The 24,875-nt window shown below is 66.0% G+C and carries 23 protein-coding genes, 1 tRNA gene and 1 other RNA gene; 16 read left to right on the top strand and 9 right to left on the bottom strand.

Translation table 11 applies throughout. The annotated features are described in order from the left end of the window. Positions 1–72 precede the first annotated feature (72 nt). Positions 73–2,460 (top strand): PEP/pyruvate-binding domain-containing protein, encoded by a 2,388-nt coding sequence (locus QU603_RS06635; RefSeq protein WP_308493699.1) that lies wholly within the window; start codon positions 73–75, stop codon positions 2,458–2,460. Between the two features lie 13 nt (positions 2,461–2,473). Here the strand turns inward: QU603_RS06635 and QU603_RS06630 are convergent. Beyond that, a tRNA-Lys gene (locus tag QU603_RS06630) sits at positions 2,474–2,548 on the bottom strand. A 93-nt stretch (positions 2,549–2,641) separates the two neighbouring features. Between QU603_RS06630 and QU603_RS06625 the strand changes: the two genes are divergently transcribed. Genes QU603_RS06625 through QU603_RS06615 form a run of 3 tightly spaced genes read left to right on the top strand, consistent with a single transcriptional unit; the run spans position 2,642 to position 5,354 of the window. Continuing rightward, positions 2,642–3,472, top strand: coding sequence for an inositol monophosphatase family protein (locus QU603_RS06625; RefSeq protein ID WP_308493698.1), 831 nt, complete (start codon positions 2,642–2,644; stop codon positions 3,470–3,472). After that, positions 3,469–4,035 carry a hypothetical protein gene (locus tag QU603_RS06620; RefSeq protein WP_308493697.1) on the top strand — a complete coding sequence of 189 codons (567 nt, stop codon included), beginning with the start codon at positions 3,469–3,471 and terminating at the stop codon, positions 4,033–4,035. The genes QU603_RS06625 and QU603_RS06620 overlap by 4 nt, the downstream gene beginning before the upstream one ends. Further along, positions 4,032–5,354, top strand: a complete 1,323-nt coding sequence (locus QU603_RS06615; RefSeq protein ID WP_308493696.1) for a flavin monoamine oxidase family protein — start codon at positions 4,032–4,034, stop codon at positions 5,352–5,354. The genes QU603_RS06620 and QU603_RS06615 overlap by 4 nt, the downstream gene beginning before the upstream one ends. A 130-nt stretch (positions 5,355–5,484) precedes the next feature. Here the strand turns inward: QU603_RS06615 and QU603_RS06610 are convergent, their stop codons facing one another. Next, positions 5,485–7,044: an MFS transporter gene (locus QU603_RS06610; protein ID WP_308493695.1), complete on the bottom strand. Its 1,560-nt coding sequence runs from the start codon at positions 7,042–7,044 to the stop codon at positions 5,485–5,487. Positions 7,045–7,077: 33 nt separating this feature from the next. On the opposite strand from QU603_RS06610, the gene QU603_RS06605 reads away from it, so the two are divergent. The 4 genes from QU603_RS06605 to QU603_RS06590 all read left to right on the top strand — a co-directional run bounded on the left by QU603_RS06605 (position 7,078) and on the right by QU603_RS06590 (position 13,393). Beyond that, positions 7,078–7,539 (top strand): MarR family winged helix-turn-helix transcriptional regulator, encoded by a 462-nt coding sequence (locus QU603_RS06605; protein ID WP_308493694.1) that lies wholly within the window; start codon positions 7,078–7,080, stop codon positions 7,537–7,539. A gap of 1,270 nt (positions 7,540–8,809) precedes the next feature. Then, positions 8,810–10,033 (top strand): IS256 family transposase, encoded by a 1,224-nt coding sequence (locus QU603_RS06600; RefSeq protein WP_308492704.1) that lies wholly within the window; start codon positions 8,810–8,812, stop codon positions 10,031–10,033. A gap of 192 nt (positions 10,034–10,225) precedes the next feature. Continuing rightward, positions 10,226–10,450, top strand: a complete 225-nt coding sequence (locus tag QU603_RS06595) for a hypothetical protein (RefSeq protein ID WP_308493693.1) — start codon at positions 10,226–10,228, stop codon at positions 10,448–10,450. Positions 10,451–10,879: 429 nt separating this feature from the next. Further along, positions 10,880–13,393 (top strand): NACHT domain-containing protein, encoded by a 2,514-nt coding sequence (locus tag QU603_RS06590; protein ID WP_308493692.1) that lies wholly within the window; start codon positions 10,880–10,882, stop codon positions 13,391–13,393. A gap of 310 nt (positions 13,394–13,703) precedes the next feature. On the opposite strand, the gene QU603_RS06585 is transcribed toward QU603_RS06590, so the two are convergent. From QU603_RS06585 to QU603_RS06570, 4 genes are all read right to left on the bottom strand, one after another. Further along, positions 13,704–14,825 (bottom strand): hypothetical protein, encoded by a 1,122-nt coding sequence (locus QU603_RS06585; protein ID WP_308493691.1) that lies wholly within the window; start codon positions 14,823–14,825, stop codon positions 13,704–13,706. Positions 14,826–15,139: 314 nt separating this feature from the next. Beyond that, on the bottom strand, positions 15,140–16,072 hold the full coding sequence (locus tag QU603_RS06580) for a hypothetical protein (RefSeq protein ID WP_308493690.1): 933 nt from the start codon (positions 16,070–16,072) through the stop codon (positions 15,140–15,142). A gap of 105 nt (positions 16,073–16,177) precedes the next feature. Beyond that, positions 16,178–16,909, bottom strand: coding sequence for an adenylate/guanylate cyclase domain-containing protein (locus QU603_RS06575; protein ID WP_308493689.1), 732 nt, complete (start codon positions 16,907–16,909; stop codon positions 16,178–16,180). Between the two features lie 11 nt (positions 16,910–16,920). Then, the gene (locus tag QU603_RS06570; protein WP_308493688.1) at positions 16,921–17,481 is read right to left on the bottom strand and encodes a Pycsar system effector family protein; all 561 of its coding nucleotides are present in this window, start codon (positions 17,479–17,481) and stop codon (positions 16,921–16,923) included. A 192-nt stretch (positions 17,482–17,673) separates the two neighbouring features. Here QU603_RS06570 and QU603_RS06565 point away from each other — a divergent pair, with 192 nt between their 5' ends. From QU603_RS06565 to QU603_RS06555, 3 genes are all read left to right on the top strand, one after another. Beyond that, the gene (locus QU603_RS06565; protein WP_308493687.1) at positions 17,674–18,042 is read left to right on the top strand and encodes a hypothetical protein; all 369 of its coding nucleotides are present in this window, start codon (positions 17,674–17,676) and stop codon (positions 18,040–18,042) included. Then, positions 18,012–18,476, top strand: coding sequence for a hypothetical protein (locus QU603_RS06560; protein ID WP_308493686.1), 465 nt, complete (start codon positions 18,012–18,014; stop codon positions 18,474–18,476). Before QU603_RS06565 ends, QU603_RS06560 begins: the two co-directional genes overlap by 31 nt. Positions 18,477–18,830: 354 nt before the next feature. Further along, positions 18,831–19,280, top strand: a complete 450-nt coding sequence (locus QU603_RS06555; protein WP_308493685.1) for a recombinase family protein — start codon at positions 18,831–18,833, stop codon at positions 19,278–19,280. 104 nt (positions 19,281–19,384) lie between these two features. Here QU603_RS06555 and QU603_RS06550 read toward each other — a convergent pair whose 3' ends face one another. Next, positions 19,385–19,789, bottom strand: coding sequence for a PIN domain-containing protein (locus QU603_RS06550; protein WP_308493684.1), 405 nt, complete (start codon positions 19,787–19,789; stop codon positions 19,385–19,387). Further along, complete coding sequence (locus tag QU603_RS06545; protein ID WP_308493683.1) at positions 19,786–20,007, bottom strand: type II toxin-antitoxin system VapB family antitoxin; 222 nt, start codon at positions 20,005–20,007, stop codon at positions 19,786–19,788. Before QU603_RS06545 ends, QU603_RS06550 begins: the two co-directional genes overlap by 4 nt. A 128-nt stretch (positions 20,008–20,135) precedes the next feature. On the opposite strand from QU603_RS06545, the gene QU603_RS06540 reads away from it, so the two are divergent. After that, a complete protein-coding gene (locus QU603_RS06540) occupies positions 20,136–21,305 on the top strand; it encodes a site-specific integrase (RefSeq protein ID WP_308493682.1) in 1,170 nt (389 codons plus the stop codon). Between the two features lie 129 nt (positions 21,306–21,434). Here the strand turns inward: QU603_RS06540 and ssrA are convergent. Continuing rightward, positions 21,435–21,804: a transfer-messenger RNA gene (gene ssrA / locus QU603_RS06535) on the bottom strand. A 163-nt stretch (positions 21,805–21,967) separates the two neighbouring features. Between ssrA and QU603_RS06530 the strand changes: the two genes are divergently transcribed. The 4 genes from QU603_RS06530 to QU603_RS06515 all read left to right on the top strand — a co-directional run bounded on the left by QU603_RS06530 (position 21,968) and on the right by QU603_RS06515 (position 24,838). After that, complete coding sequence (locus QU603_RS06530) at positions 21,968–22,372, top strand: VOC family protein (protein ID WP_308493681.1); 405 nt, start codon at positions 21,968–21,970, stop codon at positions 22,370–22,372. Beyond that, positions 22,369–22,653, top strand: coding sequence for a winged helix-turn-helix transcriptional regulator (locus tag QU603_RS06525; protein WP_308493680.1), 285 nt, complete (start codon positions 22,369–22,371; stop codon positions 22,651–22,653). The genes QU603_RS06530 and QU603_RS06525 overlap by 4 nt, the downstream gene beginning before the upstream one ends. A 191-nt stretch (positions 22,654–22,844) precedes the next feature. Continuing rightward, positions 22,845–23,501, top strand: coding sequence for an SIMPL domain-containing protein (locus QU603_RS06520; protein ID WP_308493679.1), 657 nt, complete (start codon positions 22,845–22,847; stop codon positions 23,499–23,501). Next, entirely contained in the window at positions 23,498–24,838 is a 1,341-nt protein-coding gene (locus QU603_RS06515) for a M20/M25/M40 family metallo-hydrolase (RefSeq protein ID WP_308493678.1), read from the top strand. The genes QU603_RS06520 and QU603_RS06515 overlap by 4 nt, the downstream gene beginning before the upstream one ends. Positions 24,839–24,875 lie beyond the last annotated feature (37 nt).

Raw genomic sequence — 24,875 nt, 5'->3', positions numbered from 1 at the left:
CGCGCCGCCTTCGCCGCCTTCGCCCCCATGGCGCTTCCCGCCGCGATGTCGCGACCGTAGGATGCCGACAGGATGACCACTTCGGCACAGCTGATCCTGCCACTCGCGTCGCTCGGCGTCGGTGATGTCGCCGTGGCGGGCGGCAAGGGTGCGAACCTCGGTGAACTCATGCGCGCGGGGCTGCCGGTACCCGACGGATTCGTCATCTCGACCGAGGCGTACGCCCGGTCGGCGGCATCCCTCGATCTGCCCACGCGCACGGCACGGCTGGCGGACCCGGTCACGCACGCCGAGGCGGCCGCGTTGCGGAACGCGCTCGCAGCAGCGCCGCTCCCGGACGACCTGGGCCGAAGCCTGCGACGCGCGTGCGACGCGCTGGGTGCCGGACCCGTCGCGGTGCGTTCGAGCGCAACGGCCGAAGACCTGCCCGGTGCGACGTTCGCCGGTCAGCAGGACACGTTCCTCGACGTGACGGGGACGGATGCCATAGCCGACGCCGTGCGGCGCTGCTGGGCCTCGTTGTGGACGGACCGCGCCGTCGCCTATCGCGCACGCCTGGGCATCCATCCGGTGGACGTCACGATCGCCGTCGTGGTGCAGCGTATGGTGCGCGCAGAGGTCGCAGGCGTGATGTTCACCGCCAACCCGGTGACGGGCCGCCGCGACGAGACCGTGATCGAGGCCAGCGCGGGCCTGGGCGAAGCCGTCGTGTCGGGCGCGGTGACACCCGACCACGTCATCACAGGTCCCGGTGGGCGCATTCGCGAGCAAACTCCGGCCGCTGAGTCCCCTGTGCTCACACCGCGCGAGTGTGCGCAGTTGGCCGACCTCGGCGGTCGGATCGCACGGCACTACGGCCGGCCGATGGACATCGAGTGGGCGATCGAAGGTGGCCGAACGGTGATCGTGCAAGCCCGCCCGATGACCGCCCTGCCGCTGCCGCCACAGCGTCTGAACCGCGTGCAGCGCACGTTGTCGACAGTGCTGGGCGATTATCTGACGGCCCGCCCGTACCCGATCGACATGACCACCTGGGTGCCGCGCGGGCCGGTCGGCATGATGGCCCGCATCGTGGGAGACGTGGGCATCGGCGGCGTGTTCGACGCGCTGTACCACGAGACGGAAGGCATCGTCGACGGTGCCCGCATCCCGATGCCGCGGCCGCGTCTGCGCCTGCTGACAGCCCCCTGGCGTCTACCACGCCGCGCGCGACGCTTTCCGCTCGAAGGCTGGTCGGCAGACCCTCGCCTGGCCGCATTCGACCGCGTGGTGGCCGATCTGTCCGACCTCGATGTCGCTTCGCTCGACTGGCCGGACCTGCGCGCGCAGCCCCGCCGCGTGCTCGACGCTCTCGAGCCGGTCACCGGCCTGCGCTTCGACTACCTGCCCGCGGCTGGTCTGGCGCTGCTGCGCCTGGCATTGTCGCTGCGCATCCGAGGCAAGGGGCGCGCACTGCCCGAGTTGCTGCAAGGCGTGCGCACCCTCACGTCCGAGGGCAATGACCGTCTGGCCGAGGTGGCACGTCTGGCCGGCCTCAACCCCGCCACCGCCCGTGCCGTCGCGGAGGGTGATCTCGAGGCCGCCCGTCGCGATCCGGGCTTCGCCGATGCTTTCGACCGGTGGCTGGCGGACTACGGCTACCGCGAGACCACGACGCCGATCCTCATCACGACCCCCTCACTCGGTGAGCGCCCGACATCGGTGCTTGCCCTCGTCGCGCTGCTGCAGTCAGACGGCTCGCCCCCGGCCGCGAACGCGCAGAATGCCGCCACCGCCCTCCTTCGGAGCATCCGGTCGCAACGATCGAAGGCGCGCATGCACGGCCGGATCGACCGCGCGGCACACGCGGTGGCGTTCCGTGAGGACACGCACGTCCTGTTCACACGGCTGACGCCGGCGTTGCGCACCGCACTGCACGAGATCGGGACACGCCTTCAATCGGCGGGCGTGCTCACCGCGGCCGAGGACGTGTACCACTGCCGACTCGACGAACTCGAGGCGCTGGAGGCCCCTGACGGTGCCGGCGCGCACGCGCTGACCGATGTCGTGGACGCCCGGTCCCGGCTCCGGGACGCTCTGCGCTCTCGCCCGCTGCTGAACATCGAGCGCGGGGCGGCTGACGCACGCGGCGATGCGCTCGTATCGGGCCTTGCCGGCGGAGGCGGGGTGACGACTGGGCGCGTGCGGGTCATTCATGACGTCGACGAATTCGCGCTGCTGCGAGCGGGCGACGTGCTCGTGTGCCCGGTCACCAACCCGACGTGGACTCCCCTGTTCCAACGCGCCGCAGCAGTGGTCGTCGACGCGGGCGGCCCTGCGTCGCACGCCGCGATCGTGGCCCGCGAGTACGGCTTGCCGGCCGTCATGGGCACCGGCGACGCCACGCGCGTGCTGCACGACGGCATGCTCGTGCGCGTGGACGGAACGGCTGGAACCGTGACCGCCCTGGCAGACACATGAGCCGGTACGGATATGGTGCGCCCCCTGGGATTCGAACCCAGAACCCATTGATTAAGAGTCAATTGCTCTGCCGTTGAGCTAGAGGCGCGCTGCTCACCGTTACCGGCGAACGAAGGTCAACATTAGCATCCGAATCGGGCGAGTACGAAATCGAGCAGGGCCCGCCGGTTATCCTTGGCAGGTGACCTCTCCCTCCCCCGGTGCGGACGTGTTCGACGACGATCTCGCCCTCGCCCTGCGCCTCGCCGACGCCGCCGACGCGGTGTCGATGAGCCGATTCGACGCCGCCGATCTGGACGTCCGACTCAAGGCCGACGCAACCCACGTGACCGAAGCCGATCTCGCCACCGAACGTGCCATCCGTGACCTGATCGCCGCCGAGCGCCCCGGCGACGGCGTGCTCGGCGAAGAATTCGGGACGGATGCCGGCACCCCGGGCCCCGGCTCCCGCCAGTGGATCATCGACCCGATCGACGGCACCGCCAACTATCTCAAGGGCATCCCGATGTGGGCGACGCTGATCGCCCTGGCCGTCGACGGCGTTCCGCAGGTCGGCGTCGTGAGCCAGCCGGCGATCGGCCGGCGCTGGTGGGCAGCCACCGGCAGCGGGTCGTGGACGAACGGACCGGATGCCTCGTCTCGCCGCATCCACGTCTCCGCTGTCGATGATCTCGCCGCCTCATCGGTCAGCTTTCAGAGCATCGGCCAGTGGGACGACGCGGGACGCCTGGACGATCTGATCCGACTCACCCGCGCGGTGTGGCGCGACCGCGGCTACGGCGACGCATGGCCGTACATGCTGCTGGCCGAGGGGCGGCTCGAGTTCGTCGCGGAGTTCGACGTCAAGGAGTACGACATCGCCGCGCACGTGCCGATCGTGCGCGAGGCGGGCGGACGGTTCACCGACATCGACGGCGTCGACACGATCGGCACGCGCTCGTCGCTGGCGACCAACGGAGTGCTGCACGAGGCCTATCTGCACCTGCTGACCACGACCGAGCCGACGACATGATCCGCACCGATGGCCGGGCCGTTCTGCTCGCGCTGGTCATCACGGGCGGGTTGGCCCTGGCCGGGTGCGCCGCGTCGACGCCGTCGCCGGCCGGCAGCGGCAGGGCACAGCATCCCGCTCCGACTCAGACCGTCAGCGGGTCCGGCGACAATCCGACGCCGGCGGGCGATCCGACGTGTGACACGATCATCCCGAAATCGACGGTGGATGCCTTCACCGCGGTCGGCTGGAGCTCTCGCCAGGACCCGTTCTATGTCGGCAACATCGAACTACCCGGCGGCATCCAATGCATCTGGGGCAATGAGAAGGTCCCCAGCGACGACGTGCAGGTCTACGGCTGGGCACCGATCACGCCCGAGCAGGAGACCGAGGTGACCCAAGAGCTCTCGAACTCCGGCTTTCAGAAACTCAGCGAAGACGGCCAGACCTACATGACCGCAACCGACAGCATGCCCGGAGGTGCCCGAGACAGTGGCATGACGTACCGGCTCGACGACGGTCAGATCCTGTTCTCCGACACGAAACAGGGTCTGCTGCTGATCGAATGGCCGCCGGCGCCATGACGGACACAGTGGTGATCGGTGCCGGCGTCGCCGGACTGACTGCGGCCCGCCTGCTGCAGGCCGCCGGCCGCAGCGTCGTCGTTCTCGAAGCGCGCGAGCGCATCGGCGGCCGACTGCACACCGACCGCTCCGACGGGCACGTGACCGACCTCGGCGCCTCGTGGATCCATGGCGTCGCCGACAATCCGTTGGCCGAAGCGACATCGGCGTTCGGCATGCCCACCGTCGAGTTCACGGTCGGCAGCTTTCAGCCCGACAGCCGCCCGATCGCGTACTTCGGTCCGGACGGCACACGCCTCTCCGACGCCGAGGCACACGCGTTCGCCGACGACATCCGCGCGGTCGACCGGGTGCTCGCCGACGTGATCGAGGCAGCCGGCCCGGATGCCTCGTACCGCGACGTGACCGAGTCGGCACTCGCCCAGCAGACGTGGGATGCCGCTCGCACCGAGCGCGTGCGCGAGTTCTTACAGCACCGCACCGAAGAGCAGTACGGCGCGTGGATCGCCGATCTGGCATCGCACGGTCTCGACGATGACACGGTCGACGGCGATGAGGTCGTCTTCCCCGAGGGCTACGATCGGCTCGCCGCCCACCTCGCCGCGGGGCTCGACGTGCGCCTCACGCACCCAGTGAGCCGGGTGGGGTGGTCAGAAGACGCAGTCACCGTGACGACGCCGCACGGCAGGATGACGGCATCCACCGCGGTGATCACCTTGCCGGTCGGCGTGCTGCAGTCCGACGAATTCACGATCGAGCCACCATTGCCCGCGGCGGTGGCGGGTGCCCTTTCGCGGCTGAAGATGAACGCGTTCGAAAAGGTCGTGCTGCGGTTCGAGAACAGGTTCTGGGATGCCGGGGTCTATGCGATCCGTCAGCAGGGCGCAGAGGGCGCCTGGTGGCACTCCTGGTACGACCTGACGGCGATCGACGGAACCCCCTCGCTGCTGACCTTCGCGGCCGGTCCTGCCGCGCACGGCATCCGAGACTGGCCGAAGGAGCGGGTGGCGGCGTCGGTCATGGCGCAGCTGCGCCGGCTCTACGGAGCGGAGGTGCCCGAGCCTGTGCGCGTCGACGTCACCGCATGGCAGGACGACCCGTTCGCGCGCGGCGCGTATGCGTTCATGACGGTCGGGTCTGCGACATCCGACCACGATGCGCTGGCCACGCCCGTCGGCGGCGTGCTGCACCTGGCGGGTGAGGCGACGTGGACCGACGACCCGGCGACCGTGACAGGAGCGATGATGTCAGGACACCGCGCCGCCTCGCGCATCGCCGGGCAGCCGATTCCGATCGCACGGTTGTGGGCCGACCGGTAGCCGTACATCGCACGCGGGCGCTCCGCGCGACGCGCAGCCTCGACGGCCCGGCCGACGCCTGATCGGAACGCCCGGCTCCCGGAATCTCACCGCACGAGTCAGATCCGGTGCCGGGCGCTCCGCTTCTTGTTCACCGAAGCGGACGTGCGATGGACGACGACGTGCGCTCTCGTGCTTGCGTCGCCGTTCGCGGGGTCCCCGCGGGTGAGTGCGCGGCTCGGTGAGCGACTCCATCGGCGTGCTCCTCGCTGCGCAGAGGAAGCCGACCGGGCGGCACGAGGATGCTGACGATCAAGGCGGTGGCCAGGAAGATCGCCGACGCCGCGAGGAAGCCGACGGAGTACCCGTGCAGCGCTGCCGACTGGGTGGTCAGGTCGCGGCTGGACGCCGCGGCGATTCCGGCGATCGAGGCGAGCAGTGCCGTTCCGACGGATCCCCCGACCTGCTGCACGACATTGACCGTCGCCGAGGTCACACCGGCGTCGGCCGGGTCCGCCACCGACGTGGCGGTCGCGAACATCGTCGAGATCGCGGTGCCCATGCCGAGTCCCATGACGATCAGCGGACCCACGATGCTCGCCCCGTAGGTGGACGTGGTCGACAGGAATGACAACCAGAACAGTGCGCCGGCGCAGACGGTGAGACCACCGGCGAGCAGCGCCTTCGGGCCGAATCGCGGAAGGAGCAGCACCGGCGCCTGGGTCGCACCGGCCATCAGCGCGACGGTCATGGGCAGGAACGCGAGTCCTGTGACGAGGGGGCTGAATCCGAGGCTCTGCTGCATGACATAGGTCAAGAAGAGATTGACGCCGAACATCCCGATGATCGTGACGAAGCCGGTGATGAAAGCTCCGGCGCGGAAGCGATCGAGCACGACGCGCAGCGGGAGCAGCGGATGCGCCACCGTGCGCTGGATGACGACGAAGACCGCGAGCAACAGCACACCGAGCGCAAGAAGACCGGCCACCTGCCAGCTCGACCACGCACTGGTCTCGGCATTCGAGAACCCGAACACCAAGAAGAACAGGCCGGCCGTGGCAGCGATGGCGCCGGGCACGTCAACGCGCGGTCGCGTCGAGGCCCGGCCGCCCGGCAGCAGAACGCGTGCGCCGACAGCGCTGGGGATGGCGAAGACGACCGCGACGAACAGGCACGCGCGCCAGCCCACGAACTGGGTGAGGGCACCACCGAGGACGAGCCCGATGGCACTTCCGGCGACGGCGAGTGCTGAGAACATGCCGAACGCACGCGCACGGGCCGGACCGGTCGGGAAGGTCGTGGCGAGCAGGGCGAGTGCCGCGGGGGCAAGCAGCGCAGCGAAGGCTCCCTGAGCGGCTCGTGCCGCGACCAGCACGGCGAAGTTCGGCGCAAGTCCGCCGAACAGCGAGGCGAGGGCGAATCCGAGGATGCCGATGAGGAATACCCGCTTGCGGCCGAAGACATCCGAAAGCCGGCCGCCGAGCAGCAGCAGACTGCCGAACGCGAGCGCATAGGCGGTGATGACCCATGAACGCTGTGCATCGGCGAAATCGAGGCCGGCCTGCGCGGATGGGAGTGCGATGTTGACGATTGCGTTGTCGAGCGTGACGAGGAGTTCGCCCACGCCGATCGTGGCGAGCACCCACCAGGGGTGCTTCAGGGGCAGCATGTCCACAGTTCTTCCTTTCGTTGTATTGCTGATGATCAGCATTACTGACGATCAGAGTAACGCTACAATCGGGATATGTCCACACCAGACGGCGCGACCATCGATCCGCATGACGTCCTCGGCTATCTGCTGAAGCACGCCGCTGCCCGGTTCGCTGCGGTCGCCGACTCCGCGCTCGAACGCCACCGGATCGACAGCAAGGAACTCGGCGTGTTGCGGATGCTCGCCGGCCGCGAGGGCACGTCGCAGTTGGCCCTGGCCGACGCACTCGGCATCGACAGGACGACCATGGTCGCGGTGTTGGACGGACTCGAGCGCAAAGGCGTGGTGGACCGCCATCCGGACCCCTCAGATCGGCGGCGGAACGTGGCCGAGCTGACCCAGCAGGGTCAACGGACCTACGAGGCCGCCGAGGCCGACTACCTCGCAGCGGAGAACGCGTTCCTCAGCGCGCTCAGCTCCGGCGACCGGGCAGCACTGCGACGCGGGCTGCGCACACTCGTCGTCGATCCGGCCGGCGCGGCTCCGGCGCGCTGAGCCCAGGAATGGAAAAGACCCCGCGTTCCCTTCTCTCGTAAGGGAACGCGGGGTCTTGGTTCGGGTGACAACGGCTCGTGGAGATGGGGGGAATCGAATTATGCCGAGGCGCCCGGCCGTTCCGGTGATCTGGCTCAAAATCCGCGGAATTCCGCGGAATTTCGGTCATGTTTTGGGGTGCTCAGTGGGGCTTGTTTTGGTTCGATTGCGCTCAAGTGTGGGCAAATTGTGGGCAAATCGGTCCGATCCGACAGTCAGCCGACCAGCGATCGGGGCCGGCGGAGTGCTCGCTGAGAGCGGCTCCTAAGCGCAGCGCGAAGCGCGAAGTCTGGAAGGAGCGAGCAGTGAGAACGGAGCCGGGCGCGATCGCTACACTCTCGGCGTCGGGGCGCACCGAGCCGTCTGCTGCGCTCCGCGACCTACAATCCCGTCCCGGTCGAAGATCGTCTCCCATTCGACCTCGCGTCGTCCAAAGGACGGGATCGCGCCGGTCTGCTCGATGTTGAAGTTGTGCCACGCGGGATCCCATCCTCGCGCAGCAGCGACCCTCGCCGCGGCTGCGCGAGGATGGCGTCGCTGCCCGGCTGGGTGTGAAGCGAGTCGAGATCCTGCGTCGTTCCTGCGCGGAAAGTAGCGAAGGGCGAGAGCCGCACCACCGACTCGGCGAATGCCCGCGACGAGGTTCGAGGCCTGAAGTTTCGCGATGAGCGCCCGCAGACCGTCCAGATGTCGTCACGGTCGAGTGTGGTCAACACGGTCAGTGGGTTTCGACCCGGTTACGGGGAAACGGCTGCAGAAGGCCCGGATGTCCAAGACCAAGGACGGCGCGGCAAGAAGCTCAACACGATGCTTCGTGAACGCGATAGCCAGGAGACGGTTCTCGATCGGTCGACGCACATCGCAGAGCTCGCTGCCAAATGGCTGGCGGATGCCTCGACCCGGACGAACCCACCACCGCTGCGGTCGCGCAGTTGCGAAAGCTTCGCGCAGAGGATGCCGGCTTGAACCCGCACGGGTTGGTGTGGCATCGCCCCGACGGGGCCTCGAACTCCAACGTCGACGACGAGCTGTGCCCTCAAGGATGCCCGCGAGCGGGTAAACAGGAGCCACTACATACCGTCTAGTCCCGCAGTGAGCGAGGTGGGCGGGTGACGTCCCCTGGGGTGGTGGAGATTCCGATGGGTTGGTCTGCGTCGTAGACGTGGGTGAGCCATCGTGCGATGGTCAGTGAGTACCGATCAAAGTCACTCACAGAAAGACACAAAGCACGATGGCTCTAGACCAGTCTGCCCTCCTCGAGCTCCTCGGGGAACTGAAACTCACCGATGTCACTGACCGGATCCGTGTCGCGACCGAAACGCTCTATCAGGAGCTGATCGATGCGGAAGCGGCCGCGTTCATCGGCGCGGCCCCGTATGAGCGATCCGCTGGCCGGGTGACTCAGCGCAACGGATCCCGCCCGAAGACCGTGTCCACGACGGCTGGGGATCTGGAACTGCGGATCCCGAAACTCCGGCAGGGGTCGTTCTTCCCGTCGCTGCTGGAGCGCCGGCGAAGGGTCGATCAAGCACTGTTCGCGGTGGTGATGGAGGCGTACGTCCACGGCGTCTCAACGAGGAAGGTCGATGATCTGGTGAAGGCGCTGGGTGCGGATACCGGGATCAGCAAGTCCGAGGTGTCGCGGATCTGCGCGAACCTGGACGAGGACGTCGCCGCGTTTCGGGACCGGCCCCTGGCGGACACGACCTACCCGTATGTGTTCCTCGACGCGACCTACTGCAAAGCAAGGGTCGGACGGCGGGTGGTGTCCCAGGCGGTGGTCGTCGCGATCGGCGTCGCCGCGGACGGGCGTCGCGAGATCCTCGGGTTCGAGGTCGGGGAGACCGAATCGCAACCGTTCTGGACCACGTTCCTCCGATCGTTGAAAGCACGCGGTCTGGATGGTGTGAAGCTGGTCATCTCCGACGCTCACACGGGTCTGATCTCGGCGATCGAGACCGTGTTCGCCGGGTCCGCGTGGCAGCGGTGCCGGGTCCATTTCATGCGCAACGTACTCTCGAACGTTCCCAAAGCGTCGGGGCCGATGGTCGCGTCGATCATCCGCACGATCTTCGCCCAGCCCGACACCGAGCACGTGTTCACGCAGTTCCACGAAGTCGTCCGGATGCTCACCCGCTCCCACCCGAAGATCGCGGACATGCTCGAGAACGCGAAGGATGACATCCTCGCGTTCTGCGGGTTCCCGCAACAGCACTGGCGGCAGATCTGGTCCACGAACCCCCTGGAACGGCTCAACAAGGAGATCAAACGTCGCACCGACGTCGTCGGCACATTCCCCAACCCCGCCGCCCTGCTGCGCCTCGCTGGGCACGTCCTGATCGAGCAGCACGACGAATGGGACGGCGCCGACCGCCGCTACTTCTCCGAGCACTCCATGAAGCTGTTGTTCGCCGAAGCCGAGGAGGTGGCCATCCCCGAACTCAACGCGGCATAATCACAGAAGCTGATCCCGCACGGTGTCGAGAAACTCCACCAACCAGTGGGACGTCACCCATTGAAGAACCGACAACCGCGCCGATGGGAGCGCTTTCGGCCGTCTCGGGGATTACGGACTCCATACCGCGGGACAACCGATGTCGGGACGGGCGCGTATAGTCGCCAACTCGGGATAGTAAGGATCATCAAAGTGGCAAGCATCAACACCGCAAAGTCGCAGGCGCGAAGCATCGGAGCGGCCATCAACGGTCAAAGTTCTGCAATGCAAACGCTCGGCAATGTTGGGCGAGACCCGCACCCTGAGCGGCTGCTCGCCGTGGGTCTTGCCCATGCGCAGAACGCCCTTGGCGAGCTGATCAAACTGATCGAGGAGCAGCAGGAGGAGATCGATCAGCTGCGTCCCGCATTGCGCTAATGCCAAGTCGTTCGGCGAAGGCCGCGTGCCGCGTGGCTCGACCCCGGTCCCTCAGGGACGTGGATAGGGTCCTGAGGGGGGCGTGAGATGACACTAGATCTGCAACAGCTTGGTCCGATCGGCTTCCAGGACCTCGCCGGCGCTATCGCGCTTTCGTGTTTCGGGCCAGGGGTGCAGGTCATGGGCGCGGGACGTGATGGAGGACGCGATCTTTATTACCGAGGCCGCATGTCCTGGTCGACCGCCGCTCTCCCCGGGGAGGACCCAAGCACCGAAGTGTGGGACGGGTATTCGGTGATCCAGGTCAAGCACCGCCAGTTTCCCTCAGACCGCCCCGAAGACAACGCCAGTTGGCTGTGGGGCCAGATTCGATCAGAACTCAAATCGTGGGCGGACCCCCATGGAGACCGCGCAGAAGTTCCCGCCAACATGCTATTCATCACGAACGTCCGGCTCTCGGCATTTCCGGGGCTTGGCGGCCATGATTCAGTGCTCTCGAACATTGCGCGGTTCATCGAAAGGCTTGATGACGCGAGCCGAGACGTCAACGACGCCGCTGGCGAGCTTCGCCGCGAGAAGTTGAGTCGCCTTTCGAGAATCAACAACTGGCGAATCTGGGACGGAACCCAGGTTGGGACTCTGCTGCTCACCAAGAGTGACGTGCGACGAGGATTTCCCGCATTCCTCACCGCGGCCGATGTCTTTGCCCACCTTGGCCAGTTCACCGACAGGCTTCCGGTCGAGGAACTACGGCCGGCTCTGCGCACGCACGCACGGTCGAGCCTCACAGGGGGTGACGGCCTCATCTACTTCGACGAGGCCGGGAGCGGGGATCTCCGCTCCTATGCTGTGCACGACCTTGCTATCGATCTCCCAATCGTGGAAACCGGCACCACGACCCGATCGACGGTTGTCCACTACGTGCTGGACCGGGCGGAGCACGTTCTTCGGCCCGGAATCACAACCGTCGCTCAACCCAGAAGCGTCATTCTGGCTGGCGCCCCAGGCAACGGCAAGACGACAATCTCAAAGTTCCTTGTTCAGGCGTATCGCGCCGCAATGCTTGACGGCGCAGACGACCTCAGTGATGGGCAGCGAGCGGTGGTCGACGGGACTCGAGCGGCTCTCATCAGGATGGGCCGCGGTGGCCTCCCGCTCCACCGAAGGTGGCCAATGCGAATCGATCTCGCTGAGTACGCGCAACAAGGTGGCCTCGATGAGGATGCCACCCTGCTCAAGTGGATAGCCAAGACTATCTCGAAGCGGCTGAACGCCGGACAAGTATCACCTCGGGTTCTCGACTCCTGGATGAGACAGTGGCCATGCATCCTCGTCCTCGACGGGCTGGACGAGGTCACCGAGCAATCGGTACGAAAGCGCCTGATCGAGCAGATAACAGAATTCGTAGACGAGGCCGAGGCTACCAAGTCCGACGTCTTCGTCGTGCTTACCACGCGTCCGCTCGGGTTCACCGAGAACATTGCTCCGGGGCATTTCGGCCGGGTCGATCTCGCGGACCTTCCGCGGCAGGAGGCGTTGAAGTACGGAGTCCTTGCCAGTCAAATCCGCCTGCAGGCCGACCCAGATCGTCTAGATCGGGTGATCCGACAGCTCCGAGTTGCCGCCAAGGACGAGTCACTCAAGTATTTGTTCCGCACACCACTCCAAGTCCTAATCCTCGCGATCATCATCGAAGGATCGGGCCCCTTAGCTCCCGATCGTTTCAGCCTGTTCTCGGGCTACTACGAGACTGTCGCACAACGAGAGAAGGGCAAGGTCGGCGGCCACAGTCACCTACTTCGCGACCATGCGCCGCTTGTGCACCAACTCCACGAGCGGGTGGGATTTGAACTGCAGGTCCGAAGCGAGAACGCAGATCGCTCCCTAGCCGTGCTGTCCTTCGACGAGCTCAAAGCGATCGCATGGAACCTGCTGCTAGAGCACGAGTTCCAACCCTCCGGTCGAGATAGCGATCTTCTACGACGCATTCTGGAGGCCGTCACCCACCGACTCGTCTTGATCGTCCCTCGTCGGGAAGCCGGCTACGGATACGACGTAAGGTCCCTTCAGGAGCTCATGGCAGCGATGTTCCTGACGTCCGGTCCGCTCGAGGCCACGGTCCAAGCACTCCGCGTGTGCGCCCCGAGCCCCCACTGGCGCAATACCTGGCTGTTCGCTGCCGGCAGACTCTTCGCAACTCCACAGCCGCATCTCCAGAGCGCGGTAGTAGAACTCGTTGAGTCGCTCGACGACAACGCAGCGAACCGGCTCGCTGCTCTCTTCCCCGTCGGACCGCGGTTGGCATTGGATGTGATCGATGACGGAATGGCCAGATCTAGCCCGAAGTGGAGAGCCAGGCTCATACGACAAGGTGTAAGAGTACTCCAAGCGCCGGCCACATCTGAGTTCCCGGAGAACTGCCGCATCATGATCCAGTTCGCGGACGCGGACGACAGAAATTCGGCGTTGGTCGCGGACGGTATACGCGATGCAATGGCGGCGTCGGGCACCGGCAACGACAACGCTTGGCGCTTCAAAGGCATGATCCACGCCCTCTGCGACGAGACCGGCGCCGGTCTTCGGGCACGGGGACTTGCGGCCGTATTGCCACGTCCGACCGACAGCCCTCGGCAGACGCCGCTCGATTGGGACGAATTCGAAGCGGAGCTTGCCACCGCCCCCTTAGCTGCGAATCTAACCGCCACACTCGCAGGAGCCGGTCAGGCCATACGGTCACTAGCCGAGGGTGCGACGCACCCTGATGTCAGCGCAACGATTCTTCACGCACTACAACAGCCCGGAGTCGACACGGCGCTCGCCCAAGCGCTTCACCACGTGATTCCGAGCGAGCCTGTACTCACGCGAGAACTTCAGGAAGCCGTCCTACCTACGGTGCACCGACACTCAGTTGGTGATTCCCTGCGCGACATCCTGGCGGATTAGGGACTGCCCAACGTTCGGGGATTCGCTGGACAGACCTTTGCGCGCCAGCTCGTAGGCGCGGCGAACGTCGACTTAGATGTCAAGGCGATCGGGCCGACGCTACGCTCGACACCGCAACTCGCGCCGCGTTCGAGGATCGCGTGAGTGCGCTACCCACGCCGTCGAGCGGTTGCAACTCGGCGACCGGTCCGCCGGTCGCCGCAGCGGATACCGCCGTCGACGGCCCGGGTTGCACACCCGCTCGCGTTGCCCCATTCGCGCATTGCCCGGATACGGATCGGCTGATTCGTTTGGTGAAGGTTTCAGCCGCTTACGAGTCCGCAATGTAGTCGAGCAGCTTGGCGAGATCAGCCCACTCGCTTGCCACCAAGTCTCCTTCACGGGCCCGCACCACCTTGGCGCGGAACCGCTGCTGGATCTCGCGCTTGCGCAGGAACTCGCCCTGGTACTCGCCCTGGGAGTCGATGAAGCGGGTCCATTGCACAGGCTCAAGCGCGCCCGAGGGATCGGTGAGCACATCTCGACCGAAGAAGAACTCGATGGAGACAGCCCTTCCGTTCACGTCGAGCACTTGGGGGCCAGTGGGCCCCAGAGTCGGGTAGGCCCGCGCTAGGTCCAGCGGTGGCAGTGACACTGCTCTGATTCGGTCGGGGAGATTGATCCCCTTCAACGCCTTCTTTCCGTCGGCGCCGGCAGTGTCGTTGTCAAAAAGGCCGGTCACACGGTTCGCCACGCCCGCAGACGCGAAAGCTTTCATCCCATTGGTCACCGCGCCGACGCCCCCGTCGGGCTTCAGGCCGTAGTTTATGAAGGTCAAGAAGCCTGCGAGGCCCGGCCGCACGAACTCCACAGCTGCGGTCAACGCTTCCGCGTCTGTTGACCCTTCAGTTAGAACAATTGTCGGCATGGAACCCGAAGCCTCATTCGCCAGCTCATTCCTGGCGTCAAGCGCGAACGTGGAGGGCGGCACGTACCCCCGATCGACAGGTTCGGAGAGATCGAGCTCCACGCGGGTGTCGGCCGGGATCCGGTCTAGCAGGTACCTGAGCTGCCGACGTGATTCGCCCCAGATCGTTCCCCACTGTTCTTCAAGCGCTCGAGCGTGCTTGTTCGGCATGCCGTGCTCGCCCGGCTCGTCTATGTGCGCAATCCAAGCATCGATGAGGTCAGATGGCGATACATCCGCCGGCTGCTGAACATTGATCCGGTCCAGCCAGAGCATCTCGACCACGCGAGTGGTGAACTTCTTGTCGTAGCCGAGCAAGTGGAGGCGAATCCGTAAGTCGCCCGCAGAACTCACGTAGGACGTAGCACTAACTCGCTCATGTTCGGAGAAGAGCGCGGCCATGGCTGTTGGAACGGCCTCGCGAGCGCTATCGACGATGACCCGATTGGGCTCGACTCCGACGATCACATATGAATGGGCGGCCACCTGCCCGAGCCTAGGGCCGACGGAGCAGCGATGCGCGGCCCGCTCGCAACCGCGCCAGCAGACCCGGACTGACGTTCGCGCGAGGAGCGCGCTATGTCGACGCCACCACATGCTCGGCGAGCAACGTCGCGGGCTTCCGCGTGAGCCGCGGTGCTGCTCGGCGGAGCTCGCGGACCACGATCACCACGTCACGCTCGTCGAAGTGGGGGGGCGCGGTCGAGACCATCCCGCGCCTAGAAGAGGCCCATCACCGGCGGCTGCCCGCTCGCGGGCACTTCACGGCCGAAATCGACTGCAGCCGCATGCCGGTGCTCTTAGCGAAGTCCCAGCCTGCGAGCGCGGAGATCCCGCCTCTTTTGCTGAGACGTCACTCGCAAGGCGTTCGCGAACAGTGCCTTGAAGAGCACTGCCCGTGCTTCGTCAGCGTCGACACGGTTCCTCAAGCCGTCGAGGATAGCCGTCACGTACTCGTCACCATGCAGGTCGCACCAGGTCGCAGATAGCAGGCGTCCGTCGCGCTCGGTGTTGCCCTCCGGGATCTTCTCGATGGTGACATCGGACCATAGGGTGGCACTGGGCCCATCGCTGCACGGGCAGGTGATGGTGAGGTAGTCGTTCTTCTCGATCTGATCCCACACCGACCCCGCGACGATGAGTTCGTGCCGGTCCGCCTGCTGCGCTGCCTTCGTCGCGAAATTCACGGGTGTCCCGGCCCACACCGGCTCCTGCTCGGACAGGTTTCGCGGCGTCCCGATCCGCTTCACAAGGACGCGGCCGCTCGCGACTCCCACCTTGAAGCCGGTCGGGTGCTCCTTGGCGTGTGCGGGCCACTTGTTCTCGAGGCGCGGCACCAGTGACTTCTCGCTGAACGTCTTCACGGTGATCCCTGAGCACATGGCTCGTTCGTACCGCTGTTCGCCCCAGAAGAGCGCGACCGCCCCGTCTCCCTGAATGGCGATGAAGTCGGCGCCGAAACGATTGAAAATGCTTACCGTGCCGCCGGTCGCGGCCTGATAGATGCTGGCCGTCGAGGCAGCATGCTTTCCCGTTCCCAGGTGGGTCGACGCCTTGAGGTCCGCGACTACCGCGACGACATCGGGGATCTGAATCCATTTGCGCGCCTGGATGGGGAGATCCGCGACATCGAAGTCGTCACTCCACTCCTCGACCGTCGGTTTGGAGGCGAACTCCTCCTTGGTGCTGTCGTCCAGCGTCTCCAGCAACCCGTCGAGGTCTACGTCCGTCATTTGAGGCATTGCCACCCTCCCGATAGAACGATAGAGGGAGGCGCCGACATCCCAAGTGGCCCGGCGCCGCCAGGGAAACGCCTCACGGAATCCAAGAGGCGTCCCCTACGCGAACGTGTCGATCCATTCGTCCATGTGGAGATCGATGACGTACCCGGCGTACACCGTGCCCAGGTCGCGCACGTATCTCGGCTGCAAGAAACTTCGGTTCTGCTCGTTGAGGTTGTCGTAGAAGTACGAGCCAGCATAGATCGGCACCCGCCAGCCTCGCCCTGCCTCATGGGCCAGGTGTGCTGCTCGATTCACGACGTCACCCATGTAGACGACATCGTTAATCCCGCTTCCGGCGTAGCCAGCCTTGATCATGAGGACGCGCCCGTCGTCTACCCCGATGCCGACCGCTATCGGGTCGATCCCGTGCGCTTGCAGGTGGTAGTTCAGTAACCGAACGAGCGTGTTTGCCTGGTACACGATGGCGAACACGTCGTCGAGGTCTTTCTGCAAGGTTGTGCGGTAGACCGCCCACACACAGTCGCCGACGATGTTGACCTCTCGGATCTTGGGGTCGGAGTTGAGCACTGCGACCATCTCGGATATGAACGCGCGGTATATCTTGGCCAGACGGGGCCGCTTGTGTCTGGCGGTGAGCCCGGACGAGTTGCGAATGTCGATGAAGACGGCCGAACAGGTGCCGTAGAAGCCGTTCGTATAGGTGAGACGGTCACGGTCTGGAAGGTTTCCCTCGACCTCTTGGAAAGATCCCTCCGGCATGTCCAGGATTTCGCGGATCCGTTCCGAACTCCGCTCATAGTCATAGGAGCGGTAGTTTCCATCCACCGTGGTTCCCCTCAGCTGTTCGTGACGCCGATGATTATGGCCAGCGCCGCCACTGCCGCCCCAGCGGCCAGGGCGGACCGGATCGCCCACAGCGCGTATTTCGCCTTGACCGTCGCGATCTTCGCGTTCGCGTGAATCTGGTCGGCGAGGTCCCTCACCAGTTCGTCAGGGTCGGCTGACAGCGTGCTGAGGACCTGTCCGTGCCTGGGCCGATCGCCTTTGAAGTTGGTGGAGATGCTTGCGAAGAACACCCTGTTGATTGCCTCGGGGTCGGCGTCCTTGTCATTGATGCGCGGCGTGAGGGTCCACCCGCAGAGCGCCGCCGTTGTCACGAGAAGGAGGCATGCGAGGATCACGCACACGTCGAAGAGGGTGGTCCGTGCCGTGAAGTCCTTCGTCAGGTTGAACGCCATTGTCGCGAGGACGCCCGTGAAGGCGAGAGTCACTCCTGCCTTGGCGTCGGAGTGACGGATCCACTCGTTTACGAGCCCGAGGAGCTTCCACGCGTGGTCGGGGTTGGGCACGACGGGTGCGGGGCGGCCGTGTGCGCGCGAAAAAGGTCTGAGCGCCATGGTGTCAACCTACTGACGCCGCACTCGAGTCGCTCGACGACTTGCGGTACCCGTCGCGTTGACCAACGGCAACTGGCATGAGGAGTGCCGCACCAGAAAACGTCGGGGGCGCCGATTCCCAAACAGGCCACGCTTGCGTGCAGTGCCCGGCCGAGGTCGGGAGTGCAGGTAGGGCGCTCCTATGCTCAGAACATGACTACGACCGCGACCGTGCTCTACGTGATGATCGCGTCTCCTGGGGACGTGGGCGACGGGCGTGAAGCCGTCATGCGCGCAATCACGAGCTGGAACGAGGCGAGCACCCGGACACGTGGTGTCGTCGTTGTGCCGCTGCGCTGGGAGAGCGTATCTCCGCGGGCTGGCGACCACCCACAGGCGATCATCAATGCGGCGCTTCTCGACAACGCCGACTCTTTGATCGGTATTTTCGGCAGTCGCATCGGCACCGCGACGCCGACGGCGATCTCCGGAACGGCCGAGAGGTCGACCGAGCCATCGCGGACGGGCGGCGCGTACACCTCTGGTTCTCCATGGCCTCGCATGCGCACGACGTCGACCTAGAGCAGCTCCAGGCGCTTCGTGTTTTCCAGGACGACCTACGAGAACGCAGCCTGTACGGCACGTACGTCAACCCGGACGAACTGCTCCACAAGGTCTGGGCGGCAATCGAGAGTGACATCGCCGAGCTGGGACTCGGCGCGCGGGAACTCACTCCTTCTTCGGTTGCTCCAGAGGTGAGGCTCGTGGCGCAGGCTGGGAGCGATGACGCGTCCCGGACGGACAGCCGCGGTCGTGTGAGGAACAGTGTGCGTCGGTACATCGACCTCCGCAACGAAGGCACCGCCGACGCCGAAGCGCTCACAGCGCGCGCTGGAGACCGTCCGGCGAACCTGCTTTACGAGGCGATCGCGCTCGGACGCTGCACGCGGGTCAGACGCAGCGGTTCCGCTACGACCGCAGCATCGCGGATGGCGTGCCGACGAGCGTCTTGGTGAAGTGGACGGAAGGCGGCGAGAGCCGCGAGCGGCCGTTCGACATCTAAAGCGGCATATGTTGGCGCACTCCCACAGGGCACGGCAGTGGGATGCACCTCTATGTCGGCGTGTTATCGGAAAACGCCGCCGCACACCGTCCCTGAATCTAGCCCAGCTCACCGGCGTCTGATCGAACGCGCTCGCCGAGAGGCGTGCATCAAAGCACAAGACCGTCCCCAGTCCTGTCCCTCCGACCTCACAGAGAAGCCGAAGCTGGAGCGAACCGCCGCTCGCAGCCGCCCCGCCTCCGCGCATCGCCCGCATGAGGATCCAACCCAGGTGCGCCTCTGCGGTGACGGTGGCACCGTCGGCGGCATGAACGGAATACTGATTGGCTACGCCAGGGTCTCCACAGCGGATCAAGACCTCACTTCGCAGCGAGACGCACTGCTGCGACTGGGAGTCCTCGATTCGAACATGTACGTCGATCACGGACTGACCGCCACGAACCGGGCCAGGCCTGGACTGCGCGAAGCCCTCGCCGCCGTCCGGGAAGGTGACACGCTCGTGGTCACCAAACTCGACCGGCTCGCCCTGCGCATGAAAGAAGGGATGGCGGTGGCGCGTGCGAAGGGACACCTGAAGGGCAAGCAGCCAAAGCTGTCGATGACGCAGCGAAAGCTCCTGTTCGACGTCCAGGACCGGGGTGAGTACAGCCAGACTGAGATCGCCGAGCTGTTCAATGTGTCCCGTGCCACCGTCTACCGCGAATTGCAGCGCCGCCGCGTGGCATTCCTCGCCACATGCGAAGCACACATCTTCTGAACCCGCGTCGTCGCGGCCATCCGCAGCCGCCGACCGTCGCGGCCGGCGGCTGCCGCCGGTCTCACCCGCAACAGGGCTAGGGATCGGATCGGGTCGGAAGTCCCCTAGGCCGCGACGTACTCCTGCCGAACCGCGCCCTGCGTGGCGATCTCGATGAATTCAAAGTCGTGGTCGGAGTTCAGGATGACAGCGTCGTTGACGACGGCGTATGCCGCAATGAGGCAATCGAACGCCGCTGCCGCGCGCATGAGCCCGGTGTCCCACAGCGCCTGCTGGACGTCCAGGGCTCGCTGCTCGTCGGGGTGCTCCCATGCGGGCAGTAGCTGCTCCATGTCCGCGCGGAGTTCTTGGTACTCCAGCGGGGTCCGGGCCGAATGGCAGTACTCGAGAACTTGCGGCGGGCAGGTGATGATCAGGTGACTGGGTGAGAGCTCCCGGAGTCTTGTCGCAATCGCTTCGCTCGTTGCGGCCTTCTGCCAGATGCTGTTGTCGACGAGGTAGGTCGTCACTGGCCGGCAATCGCCGTCGCCGGCGGAATCGTCGGTGCGTCGATCTGGTTGGGCTCGAACGTACGGGCGATAATCCGCTCGACGGCCGCCGGCTGGCGACGGACGGCGATGAGAGTGCGCAGGGCGAGATCCACCGTCTCGCGATTGGAGGTCGTGCCGGCGAGCTCTTTCGCTTGGCGCAGCGCGTTCGGGTCGATATCGATTGACGTGACCGTCATGACTCCTCCTCTCCCGGTTTGTATAGAGCAGTATATAGACCTTTCACCCGACTCCGGATCGATCTCACGCGCATGGCTTCCATCGCGCCAGATGCCGAAGAAGCTCTACCCTGATCCCGAGGCGCATCATGGGCAGCATCACGGCGTATCAGGCGGCGGCCGGCCGCCGCTACCGTGTTCGCTGGCGCGACGACAGCACCCATCGCCAGGTCGAGAAGCGCGGGTTTCGGACCAAGCGCGAGGCCGAGATCTTCCTCGCCCGGACCGAAGTCGCCCGCACCGACGGCTCGTACACCGATCCGTCCGCGGCGCGAGCCGCCGTCGGCGACCTCGGCACCGAGTGGATGCGCAACAAGCGCCACTCCCTCAAGGCGTCGTCGTACAGCTCGCTGGAAACCTCGTGGCGCGTCTACGTCCGCCCTCGATGGGGAGACACCCGCATCGGTGACATCCGCGCTTCACAGGTCGAGCAGTGGATCCGGGAACTCTCCGAAGGCACGGCGCCGACGAATCGCACGAAGAGCAGCGGCGTCGCCGGCAAGCCGCGCTCGGCGACGGTCGTCTATCGCGCGCTCGGCGTGCTCGCCGGCATCCTCGATACCGCCGTTCGTGACGGGCGAATTCCCCGCAACGTCGCTCGCGGTGCCCAGAACCTGCCGACCAAGCGCTCCGAGAAGCCGCGACGCTACCTGACGCACGCCGAGGTCGTCCGCCTCGCCGAAGCAGCGAGCACGTCGACCTACCGCACGCTGATCCTCGTCCTCGCCTACTGCGGCCTTCGATGGAGCGAGGCGATCGGCATGCACGTCCGCGACATCAACTTCGACCGGCAGCGTATCCAGGTCAATCGTGCCGCCGTCGAGGTCGAAGGACGCATCGTCCTCGGCGCTCCGAAGAACTGGGAGCGACGGATCGTGCCCTTCCCCGAGTTCCTCGAGCAGCCTCTCCAAGAGATGTGCACCGGCAGGGGTCCAGACGACCTCGTGTTCACCGATGCCGAGGGCAACCACCTCCGACGGGCGAAGACCAGCGTCGGGACCACGTCGTGGTTCGCCGCAGCGCTCGAACGCTCAGGCATCGAGCGGCTCACGCCGCACGATCTCCGGCACACGGCCGCGAGCCTGGCGATCTCGTCCGGCGCCAATGTGAAGGCGGTGCAGCGGATGCTCGGCCACAAGTCCGCAGCGATGACGCTCGACACGTACGCCGACCTGTTCGAGGACGACCTGGCCGACGTCGCCGCCCGCCTCAACCAGGGTGCGCTCGCCGCCGACGTCAGCCGCATCATTCAGGTATGACTGTGGGCAAGCCTCGGGCGTGTGGGCAAATTGTGGGCAAATCGGGAATCGACGCCGAGTCCGAGCAAGGAAGAGGGCCAGAAATCCGCGTGATTCCGCGGGTTTCTGACCCTCTCTGTGACAACGGCTCGGTGGAGATGGGGGGAATCGAACCCCCGTCCGTCACTGAATCTCCACGCCTTCTCCGGGCGCAGTCTGTGAAGAAGTTCTGCTCGGCCCCGACCTTTGTCACAGACACCTAAGTCGACAGGCCCAGCCTGGGAAGAGTCCCGTACGGCGTCCAGACGCCGCCGCACAGCGAGATTCCTAGATGACGCCAGGATCCGTACCGGAATCACATACGGTCTGACGGACTATCGGGCTCGCTTACGCAGCGAGGGCGAAGTCAGTGCGCTTTGCATTGGCACTTATTGTTTTGCAGGGATCGTTTGCGAGATAACCCTGCGTCCTCGGCCCGCTTCTCGTGAATAGACAGGCGACGTCGAAACCGATCATCCCCGTGCATGCTCCGAGTGGAGCGGCCGCTGTCACCGTGTGGAGTTGCCAATCGGATGCTGTGCACACCCGAGCATCACAGCTTACAACGGATCCGCAGCATCCGGCATTCCTGTCTCTCGGGACAGGTTCTTGACACCTCACTTGCATTTTGCAAGTATCGGCACATGAGCCTCTTCATCACCTGTCCGGTCGAGAACGTCCAGCGCTCGACCGGCTTCTACACCGCGCTCGGCTGGACCCTCAACGCCGAGATGTCCGATCACAACGTGTCGTGCTTCGCGATCGCGCCCGAGCAGTACGTCATGCTCGGCAGCCGCGAGATGTACGCCAGCGTCGGCGGCACCGACGAGCTGGTCGGCGGGGCCGACACGCCGTCGAAGATCACGGTCTCGTTCGACCTCGGCAGCCGCCAAGCCGTCGACGAACTCATCGAGCGCGCGGGAGCCGCCGGCGGACGGATCGGCGATACCGATGACTACCCGTTCATGTATCAGCGCCAGTTCGACGACCTCGACGGCTACCACTATTCGCCGTTCTGGATGAAGCCCGACGCCGCCGCGACCGCGTGAGCGACCTCGCCGCAGCCCTCGACATCGTCGGGGCACGCTGGGCTCTGCTCATCGTGGAGCAGCTTCTCGGCGGACCGCAGCGCTACGGTGACCTGCAGCGTGAACTCGGCGTGCCGACGAACATGCTCACGATCCGCCTGCGCGAACTCGAAGCGGCCGGCGTTCTGTCTCGCCTGCCACTCCGGCACAACACACGGGCATATGCGCTGACCGATCGCGGGCGTGCGTTGCGTGAGGCCATTCTCGCGCTCTCACAGTGGGGTGCTGAGGACGCGACATAACCTTCCGATGACACCGCGCTGACCTTGCCGGTCACCGGCGTCCTCCTCTCCAGATGAGGGGATTCCGCTCAGACGAGTATTCCTGGGACCGCGAGAGTCCTCCGCTCGGCGGATTACCCTCGCCGCACGACACGCGCCCCAGGCACGACGGGGCGCGACGAACGATGAGACAGCGGCTTAGGCTCGGAGCCATGTCCGAGGTCACCATCACCGTCCGCGGTGAGCACGAAGCCGTGCACGCACCAGAAGAAGCCGTCGCGCACGTGTCCGTGCACAGCGAGGGTCCCGAGCGCGGCGCCGTCGTCGAGCGCATCGCCACGTTGACGGCACCCATCCGCGATGACCTCGCAGCACGCAAGGATGCCGGGGGCCTCGCCGAATGGACGAGCGGGCGCGCGTCGGTGTGGGCCGAGCGCCCGTGGAACGCCGATGGCAAACGTTTGGCTGTCGTGCACCATGCGACGGTCGGGTTCACGGCGACCTTCACCGACTTCCCCGCACTGAGCTGGTGGCTCAGCGAGGTCGCCGAGCGTGACGGCGTCCAGGTCGGCGAGATCACGTGGCGTCTCACGCGCGCGACCGAGGCTGAGCTCGAGCGAGAGGTCGCCGCCACAGCGGTGCGTGCCGCCGTCGAACGCGCCACCGCATACGCGCACGCGCTCGGTCTGACCGAGGTCGCACCGGTCGAGATCGCCGACCTCAGCCTGCTCGGGCACGATGCTCCACCGCCCGTGCTGCGGATGGCCAAGACGTCCTTCGACAGCGCCGCGGCATCCCCCGCACTCGACTTCCGTCCCGACGACATCACTGTCTCGGCAGCGGTCGAGGCCCGGTTCACGGCGCGATGACAGAACAGGTCATCCCCCGCCCCGGCATCGCCGACCGGCTGTCGCAGCTGATCCGCATCCCCACCGTGTCAGCTGAGCTCGACGAACGCGGCATGCAGCCCTTCGACGAGCTCATCGCGCTGCTGCACGACCTGTATCCGCTTGTGCACGAGCACCTCGAGCTCACGCGGCACACGGATCTGGGGCTGCTGCTGCGCTGGCGTGGGCACCCCGGCGCCGGCGGCCCCCTCGTGCTCATGGCGCATTTCGATGTGGTCCCCGTCGACGAGTCCGACCCGTGGACGCATCCGCCGTTCGACGGTCACGTCGACGGCGACTGGGTCTACGGACGCGGCACCCTCGACGACAAGGGTCCGCTGATCGTCATCCTCGAAGCCGTCGAGAACCTGCTGGCCGCGGGCTTCACTCCCGCTCGCGACGTGTGCCTGTCTTTCGGCGGCAATGAAGAGACCTACGGGGCCGCCGCGCGCGAGATCGCGGCATCCTTCCAGTCCCGCGATGAGATCCCCTGGCTCGTGCTCGACGAGGGCGGCGCGGTCGTCGATGCCCCTCTGCCGTTCGTCACACGCGAGGCGGGGATGATCGGTCTGGCCGAGAAGGGCGTCATGACGATTCGACTGAGCGCCCGGGGCGAGGGCGGTCACGCATCGGCTCCCCCGTCGATGACCGCCGTGCGGCGCGTGGCACGCGCGGTCGACCGATTGGATGCCGGCACCTTCCGCCCTCGCACCCCGACGGCCATCTCGCGCATGCTGAGCGCCTTCGCCGACACCGCATCGGGGCCGGCGCGTCTGCTCTACCGCATTCTGGCCGGCTGGCCGTGGCTGTCGGCGCGAGTGTTCGCAGCCCTCGGCGGTGAGACGGCGGCGTTCGTGCGCACCACCGTGGCTGCGACGATGCTCGCGGGCGGCACCGCGGCCAACGTGCTGCCGTCGCAGGCGTCGGCGACCGTCAATCTGCGTGTGGCGGTCGGCGAGACGGTCGCATCGACCCTGCGGCGTGTGCGTCGACGCATCGCCGACGCGAAGGTCGACGTCACGCTGCTGGAAGGGTCGGATCCCTCCCCCGAATCCCGCACCGACAACGATGCGTTCGCCGCGGTGGCAGCGGCCCTGCACGTGTCGTATCCGGATGCCGCAGCGGTGCCGTACATCATGATGCAGGCCAGCGACGCCCGCCACTTCCACCGGTTCGCACCCGCGGTGTACCGGTTCGCTCCGCTGAAGATGTCGGCTGCGCAGCGTGCCAGCATCCACGGCGTCGATGAGCGGGTCGAGATCTCGTCTCTCGAGCGCGGCGAGCGATTCCACCGCGCGCTCATCGAGCAGTTAGAGTGATCCCACCCGACCGCCGGCTCCACAGCCGGCCCGCCCT

Origin of the sequence: Microbacterium terrisoli (assembly GCF_030866805.1) — a bacterium.
GTDB lineage: Bacteria > Actinomycetota > Actinomycetes > Actinomycetales > Microbacteriaceae > Microbacterium > Microbacterium terrisoli.
Note: the sequence above shows the minus strand (reverse complement) of the source record. Positions and strands in the feature narration are given on the sequence as shown.